Annotated in this window: 12 protein-coding genes and 1 riboswitch; of the genes, 6 read left to right on the top strand and 6 right to left on the bottom strand. The window is 40.6% G+C overall.

Annotated features, from left to right (window positions below):
* Positions 1 to 55: 55 nt before the first annotated feature.
* Together ribD and C5N92_RS09350 are read right to left on the bottom strand one after the other, a co-directional pair.
* Positions 56 to 1,144, bottom strand: coding sequence for a bifunctional diaminohydroxyphosphoribosylaminopyrimidine deaminase/5-amino-6-(5-phosphoribosylamino)uracil reductase RibD (gene ribD / locus C5N92_RS09355; RefSeq protein WP_111750590.1), 1,089 nt, complete (start codon positions 1,142 to 1,144; stop codon positions 56 to 58).
* A 221-nt stretch (positions 1,145 to 1,365) separates the two neighbouring features.
* Positions 1,366 to 1,490: riboswitch (FMN riboswitch) on the bottom strand.
* 70 nt (positions 1,491 to 1,560) lie between these two features.
* Positions 1,561 to 3,435 carry a SurA N-terminal domain-containing protein gene (locus tag C5N92_RS09350; RefSeq protein ID WP_111750589.1) on the bottom strand — a complete coding sequence of 625 codons (1,875 nt, stop codon included), beginning with the start codon at positions 3,433 to 3,435 and terminating at the stop codon, positions 1,561 to 1,563.
* Between the two features lie 204 nt (positions 3,436 to 3,639).
* Here C5N92_RS09350 and C5N92_RS09345 point away from each other — a divergent pair, with 204 nt between their 5' ends.
* Positions 3,640 to 4,956, top strand: coding sequence for a cation:proton antiporter (locus tag C5N92_RS09345; protein ID WP_111750588.1), 1,317 nt, complete (start codon positions 3,640 to 3,642; stop codon positions 4,954 to 4,956).
* A gap of 131 nt (positions 4,957 to 5,087) precedes the next feature.
* Positions 5,088 to 5,357 carry a 30S ribosomal protein S15 gene (rpsO, locus tag C5N92_RS09340; RefSeq protein ID WP_005597777.1) on the top strand — a complete coding sequence of 90 codons (270 nt, stop codon included), beginning with the start codon at positions 5,088 to 5,090 and terminating at the stop codon, positions 5,355 to 5,357.
* Between the two features lie 105 nt (positions 5,358 to 5,462).
* Here the strand turns inward: rpsO and grcA are convergent, their stop codons facing one another.
* Entirely contained in the window at positions 5,463 to 5,846 is a 384-nt protein-coding gene (gene grcA / locus C5N92_RS09335) for an autonomous glycyl radical cofactor GrcA (protein ID WP_111750587.1), read from the bottom strand.
* Between the two features lie 195 nt (positions 5,847 to 6,041).
* On the opposite strand from grcA, the gene ung reads away from it, so the two are divergent.
* Complete coding sequence (gene ung, locus C5N92_RS09330; RefSeq protein WP_111750586.1) at positions 6,042 to 6,710, top strand: uracil-DNA glycosylase; 669 nt, start codon at positions 6,042 to 6,044, stop codon at positions 6,708 to 6,710.
* Between the two features lie 88 nt (positions 6,711 to 6,798).
* Here ung and C5N92_RS09325 read toward each other — a convergent pair whose 3' ends face one another.
* The gene (locus C5N92_RS09325; protein ID WP_111750585.1) at positions 6,799 to 8,220 is read right to left on the bottom strand and encodes a sucrose-specific PTS transporter subunit IIBC; all 1,422 of its coding nucleotides are present in this window, start codon (positions 8,218 to 8,220) and stop codon (positions 6,799 to 6,801) included.
* 310 nt (positions 8,221 to 8,530) lie between these two features.
* Here C5N92_RS09325 and C5N92_RS09320 point away from each other — a divergent pair, with 310 nt between their 5' ends.
* Entirely contained in the window at positions 8,531 to 9,868 is a 1,338-nt protein-coding gene (locus C5N92_RS09320; protein WP_111750584.1) for an anaerobic C4-dicarboxylate transporter, read from the top strand.
* Between the two features lie 101 nt (positions 9,869 to 9,969).
* Here C5N92_RS09320 and C5N92_RS09315 read toward each other — a convergent pair whose 3' ends face one another.
* The gene (locus tag C5N92_RS09315) at positions 9,970 to 10,665 is read right to left on the bottom strand and encodes a VIT1/CCC1 transporter family protein (protein WP_165827754.1); all 696 of its coding nucleotides are present in this window, start codon (positions 10,663 to 10,665) and stop codon (positions 9,970 to 9,972) included.
* Between the two features lie 115 nt (positions 10,666 to 10,780).
* A complete protein-coding gene (gene rlmD, locus C5N92_RS09310; protein ID WP_111750583.1) occupies positions 10,781 to 12,100 on the bottom strand; it encodes a 23S rRNA (uracil(1939)-C(5))-methyltransferase RlmD in 1,320 nt (439 codons plus the stop codon).
* A gap of 171 nt (positions 12,101 to 12,271) precedes the next feature.
* Here rlmD and C5N92_RS09305 point away from each other — a divergent pair, with 171 nt between their 5' ends.
* Positions 12,272 to 13,594 carry an anti-phage deoxyguanosine triphosphatase gene (locus C5N92_RS09305; protein ID WP_111750582.1) on the top strand — a complete coding sequence of 441 codons (1,323 nt, stop codon included), beginning with the start codon at positions 12,272 to 12,274 and terminating at the stop codon, positions 13,592 to 13,594.
* Between the two features lie 76 nt (positions 13,595 to 13,670).
* A complete protein-coding gene (rapA, locus tag C5N92_RS09300; protein ID WP_111750581.1) occupies positions 13,671 to 16,583 on the top strand; it encodes an RNA polymerase-associated protein RapA in 2,913 nt (970 codons plus the stop codon).
* Positions 16,584 to 16,620 lie beyond the last annotated feature (37 nt).

Genomic DNA, 16,620 nt, shown 5'->3' with positions numbered 1-16,620 from the left:
TGTGTCCGCTGTATTTCTTCATTTGAATTTATTTTCGGACACACGCAGTGTGTCCCTACTTTACAATTTCATAATCAATCAACAAATCTTCCCCAATCTGTGTAACCTTTGCATTTTGCAATTTCACCGCCTCTGCCAACACACCGATCCCTTCGCCACCTATAGGTGTTTTTGCATTCACACCACCGATTAATTTTGGGGCGATATAACAATGCACTCGGTTTACGATCCCTGCTTTTAAGGCACTGAAATTCAACTGCGAACCGCCCTCAAGTAGCAGGCTGTCAATGCCCTGTTCTCCCAATTTTTGCATAAGATCAGCCAAATCAATCCGCTTGTCTTTCGCTTTGCAGACTAAAACTTCCACTCCAAGCGGTCGGAATTGTTCAATTTTTTGCAAATTGTCCGAGATCGTTGCAATAATGGTGCGATAGGTTTTGGCGGTGGTGACCAACTGACAATCTAACGGCGTTCGTAGTTGGCTATCGCAGACGATACGCACAGGCTGTTTGGCATTCGGCATACGGCTGTTCAGCATTGGGTTGTCCGCCAACACCGTTTCTACCCCGACCATAATCGCACTGTATTGATGACGTGTACATTGTACGTTTGCCCGAGCTTGTTCCCCCGTGATCCATTTAGACTCGCCTGTGGCAGTGGCGATTTTGCCGTCCGCAGTCATCGCATATTTCATCAGCACATAGGGGCGTTTGGTTTGGATATAGTGAAAGAAAATCGGGTTCAAGGCATCACATTCCGCCTGCATGACCTTTTCAATCACTTCAATCCCAGCTTGACGCAACTGTGCCACGCCTTTGCCAGCGACAAGGGGATTAGGATCGCTTGAGCCTATCACCACTGTTTTAATCCCCCGTTCAATCAACAGTTCAGAACAGGGCGGTGTACGACCGTGATGACAGCAAGGCTCAAGGGTAACGTAAGCCGTTGCTCCTGCGAGATCTTCCTTGCAATGCAAAATTGCATTACGTTCAGCGTGCCATTCGCCATAGCGTTGGTGATAGCCTTCGGCAATGATTTTGCCGTCTTTAACAATCACACAACCTACCAACGGGTTAGGATTTGTCCAGCCTTTACCAAGCTCTGCAAGCTCAATGGCTCGGGTCATAAAAAAAGCGTGTGTCATTTGGGTTTTCGGTAAATTGGGGGCAGGGATAGAAATCTCCCCATTTGAAAAAGGGGGATTAAGGGGGATTTTTAAAACTCAAATTTAGCAAAAAATCTGCTAAATCCCCCATCGCCCCCTTTTTCAAAGGGGGGAATATGAAAAACGCCTTGAAATCTCGCGATATCAAGGCGTTAAAAGCATAAGAAAAGCACTCGAACTGAGTTCGAGTGTAGATATTCATTGCTCTTCTTCCATCCAGACTATACTGTCGGTACTGGAATTTCACCAGTTCCTGCCGTTGTTTTCACGCTGGCTCGCAGACTTTACTGCCGATCGGGAATTTCACCCTGCCCTGAAGATTAAAAATTAATGTAGATTTTGCTTAAATTCATTGGTAATGTCAATCACATTTTTTTAACAAAATCTATTTTAGATTACTTGCTGTTTTCAAGTTGATCAATAAAATCTTGGTTTACTTCAATTTTTGCACGTTGACGTAAATCATTTAGTAATTCGTTACGTAATACGGTACGTTCTGCTTGATTAAATTGAGCTTTTAGTGGTTTAAATGCATCTGCTGAACCATCAATTATTTTATCTAGCGCAATCACAACAATATCACCATTTGCATTACGTGCAGTTTGATATGTTGGTTTTTCTGAAGGTTTTGCCATTGAAAAAACCGTTTTAGTTAGTATTGGATCTACCATTTGTGATTGAGCAAATACTAGCTCTTCAGGTTTTCCAAAAGTAACATTTGCATGTTCTCCTTTATTCAATACTTGGACAATTTCAGTTGCTTTTGTTTCTAATGCTTTTTCTGCTTTTTGTTGTTTAACAGCTTCTTCTAAAGCAATTTTAGCTTCGTCGAAAGTTTGTGTATTTTCTGCTTGGTAATTACTTACTCGAACAAACATCGTTTTTGGATTATTTTCATCACCGATATCAATACCTTCAGAATTTTGTCCATTTTGACGTAGTTCACCTTCAAATAAAACACGTAAAACTTTTTCATTATTTAATGCTTGAGGCACATTATTACGTGTAAAAGCTTCTGTTTTATGTAAGGTTAGATTTCCTACTTTAGCAACAGTATCTAATGAACTATTGTTTTCAAAAGCCGAATTTGCCATATCACGAGTCGTATTGGCATATTCTGTAAGCAATAGTTCGTGGCGAATAGTATTTGCAATCTGAGCTTTTACTTTTTCAAGCGGGACTTCTGTTGAAGCATTACGCTCTAATACTTTAATAATGTGATAAGTATTGTCTACTTTAACTGGTTGGCTTGTTTTTCCAACTTCTAAAGCGTTTGCTGCATCTTCAAATGCTTTCGGGAATATACCTGCTTTTGCCCACCCTAAATTACCACCTTGAGTCGCAGAAAGTTTATCCGTGGATTTTTCTTTTGCTAAGGCTGCAAAATCGTTACCTTGAGCTAAGGCTTGCGCAATTTCTTTAGCTTCGGCTTCTGTTGCTACTTGGATATGTGCAATTTTTGCTTCACCTTGAGTAACGTATTTTGCTTTGTTTGTTTGGTAATAAGTATTGATTTGTTCGTCATTGACTTGAACCTTATTTTCCAAATCTTTTGGCTCAACAGTGATATATTCCACAGTGAGTTTTTCTGGATTAATAAAATTTGCCTTATGCGAATCATAATAAGCTTGTAGCTCTTCCGTAGAGACAGTTTGTTTTTTGGCTTCATCTGCAATAGCAAATGTAGCTAAACGAACTTCGCGTTTTTGAAGTAATAGTTTTGCAAGTAATTCTTGTTGAGCTGGCACGGTGAATTGGCTATTTATAATCGCATCTTGGATTTGAGCAAAAAGCATTCCTTCATAAACAATAGCCGCATAGCCATCTGCGGTTAAGCCGTTGTTACGTAAGGTTTGTTGATAAAGATTGTTGCTAAATTTACCATCTTGTTGGAAAGCTTCGCTGTTTACAATTTCAGATTTGATTTGATCTGCACTGATGTCAATTTTTAACTCTTTTGCATATTGGCGTAATAGCTCATCATCAATCAAACCATTTAGGATAGAATCATGAAATTGTTTTGCATATGCAGGAGTATCCATTAAGTCCCAAAACTGAGAACCTAATTGCTGATTTAAGATATTTTGTTGTTGTGTTTTGGCTCTGCTAAAAGCTTGCTGTGAAATTTCCTCGCCATTTACTTTAACGACTGAATTATCAGTAGCCATTAATCCGCCACCAATCCCCCCTAATACAAAAGAGAGAGAAACTAAGGCAAAAACGATTTTAAAGATCGGACCATTTGTTTTTTCATGCATTTTTTCAATCATTGTTCTGTTCCTAAAATTGTAAAAAATTGTTGTGATTATACTGTAAAGCAAGGAATTCTCAAATTTTTACTTTGCAAAAGAACTGCTAAAAGTAACCGATTGTATGAGTTTAATTTTTGCAATCTTGTTTAAAATTTGGTTTAATTCATTTCTCACTTACAGTAGGAAATTTCCTTCTCTTTTTTGTTTTTATAAGGATACCATATGGGTATTTACGCTTATATTTGCTTTCTGTCGGCACTCTCTATTTTACTGGGTTTTATCACTCATAAAATCAGTGATAAAGTACAATCTACTATTGCAATTACCGCCGCAGCAATGATTGGATCAATGTTACTCCTTTTACTCGGAACACTAGGCTGGTTTAATCTTGATGCTATTGCAACAGAGGTTATGGAACAAATTGATTTCAAAAGCTTCTTGCTAAACGGGATTTTAGGCTTCTTGCTTTTTGCAGGCTCTTTAGGTATTAAATTGCCGGTGTTGAAAGATCAGAAATGGGAAATCACGATTTTTGCTTTATTTTCAACGCTTGCTTCTACCTTGATTATTGGTTTCTTTGTTTATGGTGTGGCAAATTTAATCGGCTTACAGATAGATTTAATCTATTGTATTGTTTTCGGTGCGTTAATTTCACCTACAGACCCGATTGCCGTATTAGCGATTATCAAAAACCTAAGGGCTCCAAAACGCTTATCAATGCAAGTTGAAGGTGAGTCTTTATTTAATGATGGTGTAGGTTTGGTTATCTTTATTACCGTTTTTGCTGTTGCATTTGGTGGGCAAGAAGCGACATTTAGCGGTATCATGAGTTTATTCTTACATGAAGCTATTGGCGGTATTTTATTCGGTTTCGTTCTCGGCTTTTTGGCACACATTCTTATTTCTTCTACCGATGACGGTAGCTTGGAAATCCTGTTAACTCTTACCATTCCAACGGCTGGCTTTATGTTTGCCAATAACGTTTTACACGTTTCAGGGGCGTTAGCAATGGTCGTTGCAGGGATTATGATCGGGAACTGGACTCGCCGTTCAGGTTTCTCAGAACAAAGCCAACGTTATCTCGATCACTTTTGGGAAATGATCGACCACTTCCTAAATTCATTGCTGTTCTTCTTAATCGGTTTTGCAATTTTGTTAGTCGATTTCAACATTTACGGCATCGTGATGATGATTTTGGCAATTCCAATCTGCTTGGCATCACGCTATTTAAGCTTATGGATTCCATACAAAGCGTTACAACAGTTCCGTTCTTACAACCCTTATACTCTCAAAATTATGACGTGGGGCGGGTTGCGTGGCGGTTTAGGCTTAGCAATGGCACTTTCTATCCCAGCCAAAACTGCTTATGCTAATGGGATTGATGTGAAAGATTTGATTCTTGTGATGACTTACTCTGTGGTGATGTTCTCCATTCTTGTACAGGGTACAACTATTGAGCCGATGATCCGCAAATCCAAACAGGTGGACCCAAATAAAGAAGAGTATCTTCAGCCACAAAGTCAATCAGATAAACATTAATCTAGGAGATTCTAGAACAAATGCATTGCACTTCAATGCATTTGTCTTTAGAATACGCAACTTCGTGTCGTAGCTGAATTAGAGATCGGCTATTGATGAATATAAACTTAACTACTTTTTAGGAGTAAAAAATGTCTCTAAGCGTAGAAGCAAAAGCAAAAATCGTTGCTGAATTTGGTCGTGATGCAAAAGATACTGGCTCATCTGAAGTTCAGATCGCGCTTTTAACAGCACAAATCAACCACTTACAAGCACACTTTGCAGAGCACAAAAAAGATCACCACGGTCGTCGTGGTTTATTACGTATGGTTTCACGTCGTCGTAAATTATTAGACTACTTAAAACGTACAGATCTTGCTAAATATTCAGAAACTATCGCACGTTTAGGTTTACGTCGCTAATTTCAGAATTTAAGAACCGAGCATTATGCTCGGTTTTTTTATCGCTATTGATGCCATTGACAAAAAAAAGCCCTGTCAATGACAGGGCTTTAGCAGAAATCTTAATTATAGGCTTTCTGTGAAAGTACGAGTGATTACATCACGTTGTTGTTCTGGAGTTAATGAGTTGAAACGCACTGCATAGCCAGAAACACGGATAGTTAATTGTGGGTATTTCTCAGGGTTTTTTACCGCATCTTCTAACGTTTCACGACGTAATACGTTTACGTTTAAGTGCTGACCACCTTCAACTTTGATTGTTGGGGCAACATTTACTGGTACTTCACGGTAAGAAACTTGACCTAATTCGCTGATTGCAACGATTTGGTCTTCTTGGAAATCACCTTTAGCCACTAAGCAACGTGCTTCGTTTTTCTCTTCGTCTAACAACCAGAAAGAGTTTAATAAGTTTTTGTTTGCTGATTCAGTGATTTGTACACCTTTAATCATTTTTCGCTCCTAATTTGTTGGGGATAATTATAAAAAAAGTTTAAACTTTCAAAAAATTTTGAGTATTTTAGCGTTTCTTTATAAAAAAGCGAGAGTTTTTTAAGCAAATTTATATAAAAAATTGATAATAGTCTAAAAAATAATCTATTGTTAATCGGTTATTTTATTTTCTACAATATTAAAACAGGATCATCTATGAACACTTGGACAGATGCTATCGGGGAAGAAAAAGTACAGCCCTATTTTCAACAGATTTTACAATTTGTTCATCAAGAACGCCTTTCAGGAAAAACCATTTATCCACCACAAAATGAAGTCTTTAGTGCTTTTGCCTTAACCGAATTTAAGGACGTGAAAGTGATCATTTTAGGTCAGGATCCTTATCATGGACCGAATCAAGCGCATGGATTATCCTTTTCGGTTAAACCGGGTATTGCACCACCGCCTTCACTTGTTAATATGTATAAAGAATTAGCTCAAGATGTGGGTTTTCAAATTCCACAACATGGTTATTTGATTGAATGGGCGAAACAAGGTGTGTTGCTACTTAACACTGTTCTAACTGTGGAGCAAGGCAAAGCGCATTCTCACGCGAACATTGGTTGGGAAAGATTTACGGATAGAGTCATTCACCAACTTAATCAACATCGGGAAAATCTTGTCTTTTTATTATGGGGAAGCCATGCACAGAAAAAAGGGCAGTTCATCGACCGTTCCCGTCATTGCGTGCTTTCGGCACCGCATCCCTCACCATTATCAGCACATCGTGGTTTTTTAGGCTGTCGCCATTTTTCTAAAACGAATGAATATCTACGTTCAAAGGGTTTAGAAGAGATTCAATGGCAATTACCATTGAACATCTAACAAGCGGTGAGATTTATTTTATTTTTTACCTATTTATAAAAAAGCCCTTTGAACAAGGTTCAAAGGGCTTATGTTTTTTTAAGTTTAATTACGCTTTCGCTTGAGCGCGTTTACCAAGAATAACGGTAACTACGAAGGCAATAGATGCAGAGATAGCCATACCTACACAGTACATTGCAAGGCTTTCAGGTTTGATTGATGGAATACCTGGTAAACCCGCAGCGCCTAATGCAATTGCTTTTACGTTGAATAAGGCGATAAATGCGCTTGATGTACCTGCTGCGATCATCGCTGCAATGAATGGATAACGGTAACGTAAGTTCACACCAAACATCGCAGGTTCTGTGATACCTAATAATGCAGAGATACCAGATGGCACTGCGATACCACGAACTTTCGCATCTTTCATCACAAATGCTGCACCTAAACACGCTGCACCTTGTGCGATGTTAGACATTGCTGCGATTGGGAAGATGAATGTACCGCCAGTGTTTGCCATATCCGCTAATAACTGTGTTTCTACGGCGATAAAGGTTTGGTGCATACCTGTAATCACGATTGGCGCATAGAATGTACCGAAGATCGCACCACCTACGAAACCTAGAGTGTCGTATAACCAAGTTAAACCGAAGCTAATTAATGAACCTGCTTCACGGCCTAATGGGCCAATGATAGTAAATGCTAAGAAACCTGCGATAAAGAGTGAGAATAACGGGGTAATTAAGTTATCTAAGAATGAAGGAACAACTTTACGGAAGCCTTTTTCTAAGGTTGCTAATACCCATGCAGAAACTAATGTTGGGATAACAGTACCTTGATAGCCAACTTTTTCAATTTCTAAACCAAGCACATTCCAATATTGGATTTTGCCACTTGCAAGGGTTAATGCATAGTTCCAGCCATCTGCTAATGCAGGGTGAACTAATAACATACCAAGGGCTGCACCTAAGAATGGGTTACCACCAAATTTACGAGTAGCAGAGAAACCTAAAAGAACAGGTAAGAAGACGAATGGTGCGTTTGCGAAGGTGTTCATTAAGTCCACTAAATCCGCAATACCAGGGTACATATCAACAACGTTCACACCTTCAGCAAAGAAGCCTTTTGCGGTGAGCATTGAGTGAATACCCATTAACAAACCGCCTGCGACGATTGCTGGAATAATCGGAACGAAGATGTCTGCTAAGCCTTTTACGATACCTTGTAAGACGCCTTGTTTTTGTGCGCCAGCACTTGCTACTTCAGCTGTACTCATATCGCCAATACCTAAAATGTTGGTTAATTCAGCGTGAACTTTGTTTACGGTGCCTGAACCAAAAATAATTTGGTACTGACCCGCCACAGAGAACTGACCTTTGACGCCTTCAATGTTCTCAATGCCTTCCTTATCAATTAAAGATTCATCTTTAACTACCATACGTAAACGGGTTGCACAGTGTGCTGCGGCAGAGATATTCTCTTTGCCCCCAAGTTTATCAATCACTTGTTGAGCGATTTGAGGAAAGTTCATAGTTACCACCTATTTTGTGTGAGTGAGATTATTAAAATTTAAACGATTGCATTTTAACTAAAACGATTTAGCAGAGAAAGTGAATTTTGCTAAAACGTTTTAGTTTTGTAATCTAGATCACATTTTTAGCAATATTTAGCAAAATATGCTCTTATATATGTAAAAAACAAAAGAAAACAGACCGCTTATTAAGAAAAAAATGAATAAAAGAAAAACAAGCAAAAGTTTGATTTAGATAAAATTCTTCTCTTTCTAAACTAATTATAACTAGCTAAAATTTAGTTATTCTTTTTTTTACAATGAGGTCTTTATGCTGTACTTTGAGTTTTTACTCCTATTAGCTTTTCTCTATGCGGGTAGCCGTTATGGTGGTATCGGTTTAGGTGTTGTTTCTGGAATAGGCCTAGCCGTAGAAGTCTTTATTTTAAGAATGCCACCAGGTAAAGCGCCTATCGATGTAATGTTAATTATTTTGGCTGTAGTTACCTGTGCATCTATTTTAGAAGCTGCAGGCGGCTTAAAATATATGCTACAAATTGCGGAGCGTATTTTACGTAAAAATCCAAAACGTGTAACATTACTTGGTCCTATCGTTACATATGTTATGACCTTTATGCTTGGTACAGGTCATTCCGTTTATTCTGTAATGCCAATTATTGCGGATGTTGCTCTTAAAAATGGTATTCGTCCAGAACGTCCAATGGCCGCATCTTCAGTTGCTTCACAACTTGCTATTACATCAAGTCCACTTTCCGCTGCTGTAGTATTTTATCTTGCACAAATTACGCAGTTACCAGGGTTTGAGCATGTGACGTTATTAAGCATTATTGGTGTAACTGTTCCTGCAACTTTTGCTGGTACAATTGCACTCTCTCTGTATAGCTTACGTCGTGGTAAAGAATTACAAGATGATCCAGAATATCAACGCCGTTTGCAAGATCCTATTTGGCGTGAGCGTATTCTTAGCACAACAAGTACAACATTAAATGAAGCACTTCCAGCTGGAGCCAAAACAGCGGTGCTACTTTTCTTGCTCTCATTAGCTACTATTGTTGTGATTGCGATGTTCCCAGAAATTCGTACAGTGGCAACAGGTGAGAAAGTCAAACCGATTTCAATGTCACTTATCATTCAAATGATGATGCTCTGTTTCGGTGGTATCATTCTACTTGCAACTAAGACTAACCCACAAACCGTACCAAATGGTGTGGTGTTTAAATCAGGAATGGTGGCAGCGATTGCGATTTTCGGGATTGCGTGGATGAGTGACACTTACTTCCAATATGCAATGCCACAATTTAAAGCGGGTATTACGGAAATGGTTGAAACTTATCCGTGGACCTTTGCTTTCGCACTCTTTGCAGTCTCTGTGGTAATCAATAGCCAAGCGGCAACGGCGGTAATGTTATTACCAGTAGGTATCGGCTTAGGTTTACCAGCACCGTTGTTAGTCGGTTTAATGCCAGCAACATATGCTTACTTCTTTATTCCTAATTACCCGTCAGATATTGCAACTGTAAACTTTGACGTAACAGGTACAACTAAAATTGGTAAATTCTACTTTAACCACAGTTTCATGGTACCAGGTTTAATTGGGGTTGTTGTAGCGTGTTGCGTTGGTGTTGCGATTGCAAATGTGATTATTTAGTTATCTAGATAGTATCATTACAAAAAATAACAGGCTGATTTTCTCAGCCTGTTTTGTTTGATAAGGAATTACAAATTTAGAATATACATTTTTATCTCTTACTATACTGTGACTCCAACGAGTTTACCAATCATCCCTGTAACTCCCATCGCAATGACTCCCCAAATTACGATACGTGTAATTGCAGGTCTAACAGGTGCTCCACCTAATTTAGCAGATACATAGCCTAATGTAGCTAATCCAAATAATGTAGAGATAATTAGACCAACTAGCATAGCATCTATTGGAAGACATAATACGACGAGTAGTGGAATTACTGCTCCTACTGCAAAGGCTGCTGCAGATGATAGTGCTGCTTGTAATGGATTAGCGAAAGACTCTTCTGAAATCCCAATTTCATCACGCATATGGGCATCAAGGGCATTATGAGCTGTAAGCTGTTTTGCGACTTCTAGGGAAAGTTCGGGCGTTAGACCGCGTTGCTGATAAATCTCAGCTAATTCTTGTAACTCTTCTTCTGGGTGAATTTCTAATTCTCGTTTTTCCATTTCCATATCGGCTTTTTCAGTATCTGCTTGACTATAAACAGAAACATATTCGCCTGCAGCCATTGAAATAGCGCCACCCACAAGTGCAGAAACACCCGTTAATAACAATGTATTAAATTCAGGTTGAGCCGCAACCATACCTGTCATTAAACTTGCGCAAGAAATTAAGCCATCATTTGCGCCTAGAACGCTTGCTCGTAACCAATTGCTACGATGGCTTAAATGATGTTCCCCATGTTGAATTTTCATAATCATTTTCCAAAAATAAAGGCGGTCACATAACCGCCTATCATTTTACATAAGAAATAAACTATCCGTAATATATTTTAATTGTCCTAAGTTATTAGGCATTATATTTAAGTAATTAGCTTTTTATAAATAACGAAATCGATTCCAAATGTGCCGTATGGGGAAACATATCAATCATAGCGGATTGTTTTAAGCGATAGCCTTGCTCAATCAATTTTTCGGCATCACGCACTAAGGTTGCGGGGTTACAAGAAACATAAACGATGCGTTCAGGTTTTAAGGCACAAAGATGATCGAGAGCGAATAAAGCGCCATTGCGAGCAGGGTCGAGCAAAACTTTATTAAACTGTGTTTTTGCCCAAGTCTGATCGACAAAGGGTTGATCTAAGTCCGTTTGGTAAAAATGTGCGTTGTTGATGCGATTGTGTTTCGCATTCTCTTTTGCTTGTTGAACCATCGGCTCAACGCCTTCTATGCCAACGACTTCTTCGACAAGCGGTGCGATCGGCAAGGTAAAATTCCCCATACCGCAGAATAAGTCTAATACACGATCATCACCTTTAAGCTCAAGCCATTCGATTGCTTTATTGACCATCAATTGATTCATTTCAGGGTTTACCTGAATAAAATCACGAATCGAAAAGGTGAGCGTTAAACCGTTAATTTGATAGAAAGGTGTTTCGCCACGCCATTGTTCAATTTGCTCTTTTTCGGTCATCACAAAAAGGAGAAGATCTTCTTGCTCTGCAAAGGCTGTTAATTTTGCACGATCTTGTGAATGAAGTTCCCCAATATGTCGAAGAAGTAAGGCTATGCCGTTATCTGCACGCACCAGCTCAAGATGCCCTAGCTGTTTTTTATTTTTCCATTGTGCGAAAAGTTGTTGTAATTTCGGTAAAAGTTGAGCAAGGGGAGCTTCAAGTACATCGCATTGTGTGAGTGGAATAATCTCTTGTGAATTGGCTTGGCGAAAGCCAATGACCAACTCATTTTTTTGTATCGCAATACTTAATTTCGCTCGGCGACGATATGTTGTGCCTTGTCCGACAAGCATTGGTTGAAGTGAAATGGGTTCGGCTTGCAATTTTTGTAAACGTTGAAATAAGGTTTGTTGCTTTGTCGAACGTTGTAAATCCAATGGGATATGTTGCATTTGGCAACCGCCACATCGACTATACAGAGTACAGAATGGCTCTTGGCGATTTGCAGATTTTTGTAAAAATCTGACCGCTTGCGCTCGACCATATTGGCGTTTTTCTTCGATAACCTTAGCTTCGACGGTTTCATCGGGCAAAGCATTTTCAACAAACCACGTTTTGCCATCAACTTTCGCCACGCCCAAACCTTGATAATCTAAAGATTGAATGTGAAAACGTTGTAAAGCGGTGGGTTTAATGGATTTTTTTGCAATTTTGTCGGAATAAAAGATCGCCATTTGAATAAGGTTTAAACAAATAAAATTATCCGTTATTATAGCCTAAACTTAAGTGTTATTGATAATTCAGACTAATTAATTGAACAGGCATTGTCGCTTTTAACACCGCTCCAAAGGAGCGGACTTATGCTTAACCTAGGGTGAAACCCTAGGCAAAATGGGAGAAAGAAAATGGATTCAGCTTGGACATCACGTTTTTTAGCCGATAAACAGAGAGAACAAGATCACCGCTCGCCTTTTCAGCGAGATCGTGGACGGATTCTCCATTCGGAAGCCTTTCGCTGTTTACAGGCAAAAACACAGATTCACGCCGTCGGTGAAGATGATTTTTATCGCACACGTTTAACTCACTCCCTTGAAGTTGCTCAAATTGGCAGTAGCTTACGAGCGAAGCTAGCAGAAGATCGTCAAGGCTTTCAAGCGGTCTGTTCCGATCCAACATTTGCAAAATTTAATGATGATCTGACCGCTTTATTGCCATCTCGCAGTCTTATTGAGTCCCTTTGTTTTGCCCACGATATTGGTCACCCGCCGTTCGGTCACGGTGGAGAAATGGCGTTAAATTATAAAATGCAAGCATTTGGCGGGTTTGAAGGAAATGCTCAATCATTTCGAATTGTGACGCAACTAGAGCCTTACACGCAAAGTGCAGGAATGAATCTAACTCGCCGAACCTTGCTAGGCATTATTAAATATCCAACTTTTATCGATCTCACGACGCCACGAGAGCCGAAAGCGATCCCGAATAGCCGTTATATCAATCTACACGATCTAAAAACGAGTAAGGGGATTTTTCGTGATGATAGCCGTTTTTTTGAATGGGTACTTGAGCCACTTTCTCTTTTAGATAATGCCCGTTTTCAGCAAATTAGCTTGAGTGAAGATCCGCAGCTTCCCCATAAAACCTGCTATAAGTCGTTGGATTGTAGCATTATGGAACTTGCTGATGATATTGCCTATGGTGTTCACGATTTAGAAGACGCTATCGTTGGCGGAATGGTGACCCCGCAATCGTGGCAAAATGCAGAGCAAGCTTTAAGCCAATGTGAGTCGCAATGGGTGCAAAAAATGCTCCCCGAAATCAGTAAAAAATTGTTCTCAACTCACCGCTATGAGCGTAAAGATGTGATTGGTGCCTTAGTCAATTATTTTGTTACTAATGTGAAATGGGCAGAGACAGCTGATTTTGAAGAACCCTTGTTGCGTTTTAATGCTATTTTGCCTGATGAAGTTCAAGCAGTGTTAGATATTCTAAAAACCTTTGTTTATCAATATGTTATCTGCGATGTTAAAACGCAACGGGTGGAATATAAAGGGCAACGTATTTTGATGGATCTGTTTGATATGCTCAGTTGTGACCCAACCCGCTTATTGCCAAAACCTGTGGCAGAGCGTTGGCAACAAATGGATATGCCACAACGCCCACGAGTAATTTGTGATTATCTTGCCAGTATGTCAGACGGGCAAGCGTTCAAGTTATATCAAAGTTTGTAGTAAATCTTACCGCTTGCCCCTAAAAAATCAGGTAAAATAGCCCCGAAAATTTAAGTAGAACAACAGAGAGGTAAGTATGAGCTTTGTCGTCGGACAACGTTGGATTAGCGAGTCGGAAAATAACTTAGGATTAGGCATTGTTACCGCAGTGGATAATCGCACTGTGACCCTTTCATTTCCTGCATCGGACGAACAACGTGTGTACGCTGTTGCCGTTGCCCCTTTAACCCGTGTGCAATTTCAAAAAGGCGACCGCATCACCAGTGTTGATGGCTGGCAGTTAGATGTAGAAGATGTCATTGAAAATCAAGGGGTTGCACTCTATTTAGGTAAACGTGTTGATACTCAAGAAGAGAGCGTTTTACCTGAAATGCAACTCGATCACAAAGTCAGTTTCAGCAAACCGCAGGATCGTCTTTTCTCTGCCCAAATTGACCGTAGCGACCGTTTTGCTTTGCGTTATCGTGCATTAAAACATCAGCAGGCTCAATTTCAGTCGGCATTGCGTGGAATGCGTGGCATTCGGGCAAGTCTTATTCCCCACCAGTTACATATCGCCAAAGAAGTCGGGCAACGCCTTGCCCCACGCGTGTTACTTGCCGATGAAGTCGGTTTAGGTAAAACCATTGAAGCGGGTATGATTTTGCAACAGCAACTGTTCGCAGGGCGAGTAGATCGAGTGTTGGTGTTAGTGCCAGAGAGCTTGCAACATCAGTGGTTAGTGGAAATGTTACGCCGTTTTAGCCTGAATTTCTCCCTGTTTGATGAAGAACGCTGTGCCGATTTCACCAAAAAAGATGAAGATAACAACGACATCAGCGAAAATCCGTTTGAGACAGAAAGCTTTGTGATTGCATCTATCGACTGGCTGGCGACTTCTCCACAGCGAGCAAAACAGGTGTTGGAAGCAGACTGGGATATGTTGATTGTCGATGAAGCTCACCATTTGGAATGGGACGAACATAATCCGAGTATGGCGTATCAGTTTGTTGCTCAATTATCTAAACAAATTGCGTCGGTGTTACTGCTTACAGCAACCCCTGAACAGCTTGGGCAAGAGAGCCATTTTGCCCGTTTAGCCCTGTTAGATCCTGACCGTTTTTATGATTATCAAGCCTTTGTCGCAGAGCAGAAACAGTATCAGCCTGTTGCCGATGCAGTGGCGACCTTGCTTAACGACAAGCCGTTGAGTGCCAAAGAGCAAGAAAGTATCAGCGAATTGCTTGCGGAAGAAGATGTTGAACCGATGTTCCGTATCATCAATTCGGACGCAAGCGAAGAGCAACGCCGAGATGTGCGTCAAGAGTTGATTAGTGAACTGATCGACCGTCACGGCACAAGCCGAGTGCTGTTCCGCAATACTCGTCAAGGGGTGAAAGGCTTCCCACACCGTATTTACAATGAAATTGTGTTGGAAATGCCCAGTCAGTATGCTAACGCCTTGAAAGTAATGGGAATGATGGGCGGAAATAAGATGGACGATCTGCTCTATCCTGAGCGAATGTTCCAACGAATGAACCCGAATGCCAAATGGCACGAGTTCGACCCACGTATTGAGTGGCTGATTACGTTCTTGAAAAATCACCGTGATGAGAAAATTTTGGTGATCTGTAAACAGGCGGATACGGCAATTCAGCTTGAGCAAGTGTTGCGTGAAAAAGAAGGTATTCGTTCAGCGGTGTTCCACGAGAAAATGTCGATTGTTGAGCGTGATAAAGCGTCCGCTTACTTTGCTCAACAGGAAGAAGGGGCGCAGGTGCTGATTAGCTCGAGTATCGGTTCGGAAGGGCGAAACTTCCAGTTCGCTCGCCGTTTGGTGCTGTTTAATTTGCCTGATAATCCTGATTTGCTGGAGCAAAGTATCGGGCGTTTAGATCGTATCGGGCAGAAACACGACATTGAAATTTATGTGCCGTGCTTTAACCATTCCACCCAAATGCTGTTAGCTGAGTGGTATCACCGTGGCTTAAATGCCTTTGAAGAGACTTGTCCGATGGGGGCAACGCTATTTAGAGAATTTCATCAAGAACTGACCGCTTTCTTGCTCAATCCTGAACGCAATGAAGCCTTTGAGAGCTTTGTGGAACAGACCCACAAACGTCAGCAACAGCTTAAAGTTGAACTGGAAAAAGGGCGAGATCGCTTGCTTGAACTCAATTCAAATGGCGGTGAAACGGCTCAACAACTCGCTCAAGCCATTGCAGAACAAGACAACAATCCGCAGTTGGTGAATTTTACTTTGAATTTATTTGATGTGATCGGGCTTGAACAGGAAGATTTAGGCGAAAAAAGCATTGTAATTAGCCCAACGGGGCATATGCTCGTGCCTGATTTCCCGGGGCTTTCCGAAGAAGGCAACACCGTTACCTTTGACCGTGAACTTGCCTTGATGCGTGAAGATGTACTGTTCTTAACGTGGGATCACCCGATGATCCGCAACGGTATCGATCTTATTACATCAGGCGATATTGGTAAAAGTGCTGTTTCGTTGCTCGTGAATAAAAACTTGCCTGCAGGTACGCTGTTGTTAGAAGCGGTTTACATTGTGGAAGCCCAAGCCCCGAAAGGCTTACAGCTCACCCGTTTCCTACCGCCAACGCCAGTACGAGTGTTGCTTGATAGCAAGGGCAATGATATGGCATCGCAAGTCTCCTTTGCCGGTTTGGAAAAACAGCTCAAGCCTGTCAATAAACAGATGGCGAATAAAATTGTCAAAATGGCTCGTGGCGATATTGAGAAGTTGATTACGCTTAGCGAAGCAAAAATTGCTCCGCAAGCCCAAGCTCTTATTGCTCAAGCCAAACAAAATGCCGATCACACTTTAACGGCAGAATTACACCGCTTGACATCACTTCAAGCCGTGAACAAAAACATTCGTGCCGATGAAGTCAATGCCCTTGAGCAGTTGCGAGAAAAATCGTTAGAACAGCTTGAACAAGCGAATTGGCGATTAGATAGTTTAAGGGTGATAGTGAGTAATCAGGCATAAGCCGAGATAGAGTAGTAGAGAAAATAGCTTAATGCCT

The sequence above is a fragment of the Glaesserella australis genome (assembly GCF_003260095.1).
Lineage (GTDB): Bacteria > Pseudomonadota > Gammaproteobacteria > Enterobacterales > Pasteurellaceae > Glaesserella > Glaesserella australis.
Note: the sequence above shows the minus strand (reverse complement) of the source record. Positions and strands in the feature narration are given on the sequence as shown.

What these genes read in the sequence shown, in the direction of transcription:
- ribD (WP_111750590.1), bottom strand. Translation starts at nt 1,144, where the DNA reads ATGACACACGCTTTTTTTATGACCCGAGCCATTGAGCTTGCAGAGCTT.
- C5N92_RS09350 (WP_111750589.1), bottom strand. Translation starts at nt 3,435, where the DNA reads ATGATTGAAAAAATGCATGAAAAAACAAATGGTCCGATCTTTAAAATC.
- C5N92_RS09345 (WP_111750588.1), top strand. Translation starts at nt 3,640, where the DNA reads ATGGGTATTTACGCTTATATTTGCTTTCTGTCGGCACTCTCTATTTTA.
- rpsO (WP_005597777.1), top strand. Translation starts at nt 5,088, where the DNA reads ATGTCTCTAAGCGTAGAAGCAAAAGCAAAAATCGTTGCTGAATTTGGT.
- grcA (WP_111750587.1), bottom strand. Translation starts at nt 5,846, where the DNA reads ATGATTAAAGGTGTACAAATCACTGAATCAGCAAACAAAAACTTATTA.
- ung (WP_111750586.1), top strand. Translation starts at nt 6,042, where the DNA reads ATGAACACTTGGACAGATGCTATCGGGGAAGAAAAAGTACAGCCCTAT.
- C5N92_RS09325 (WP_111750585.1), bottom strand. Translation starts at nt 8,220, where the DNA reads ATGAACTTTCCTCAAATCGCTCAACAAGTGATTGATAAACTTGGGGGC.
- C5N92_RS09320 (WP_111750584.1), top strand. Translation starts at nt 8,531, where the DNA reads ATGCTGTACTTTGAGTTTTTACTCCTATTAGCTTTTCTCTATGCGGGT.
- C5N92_RS09315 (WP_165827754.1), bottom strand. Translation starts at nt 10,665, where the DNA reads ATGAAAATTCAACATGGGGAACATCATTTAAGCCATCGTAGCAATTGG.
- rlmD (WP_111750583.1), bottom strand. Translation starts at nt 12,100, where the DNA reads ATGGCGATCTTTTATTCCGACAAAATTGCAAAAAAATCCATTAAACCC.
- C5N92_RS09305 (WP_111750582.1), top strand. Translation starts at nt 12,272, where the DNA reads ATGGATTCAGCTTGGACATCACGTTTTTTAGCCGATAAACAGAGAGAA.
- rapA (WP_111750581.1), top strand. Translation starts at nt 13,671, where the DNA reads ATGAGCTTTGTCGTCGGACAACGTTGGATTAGCGAGTCGGAAAATAAC.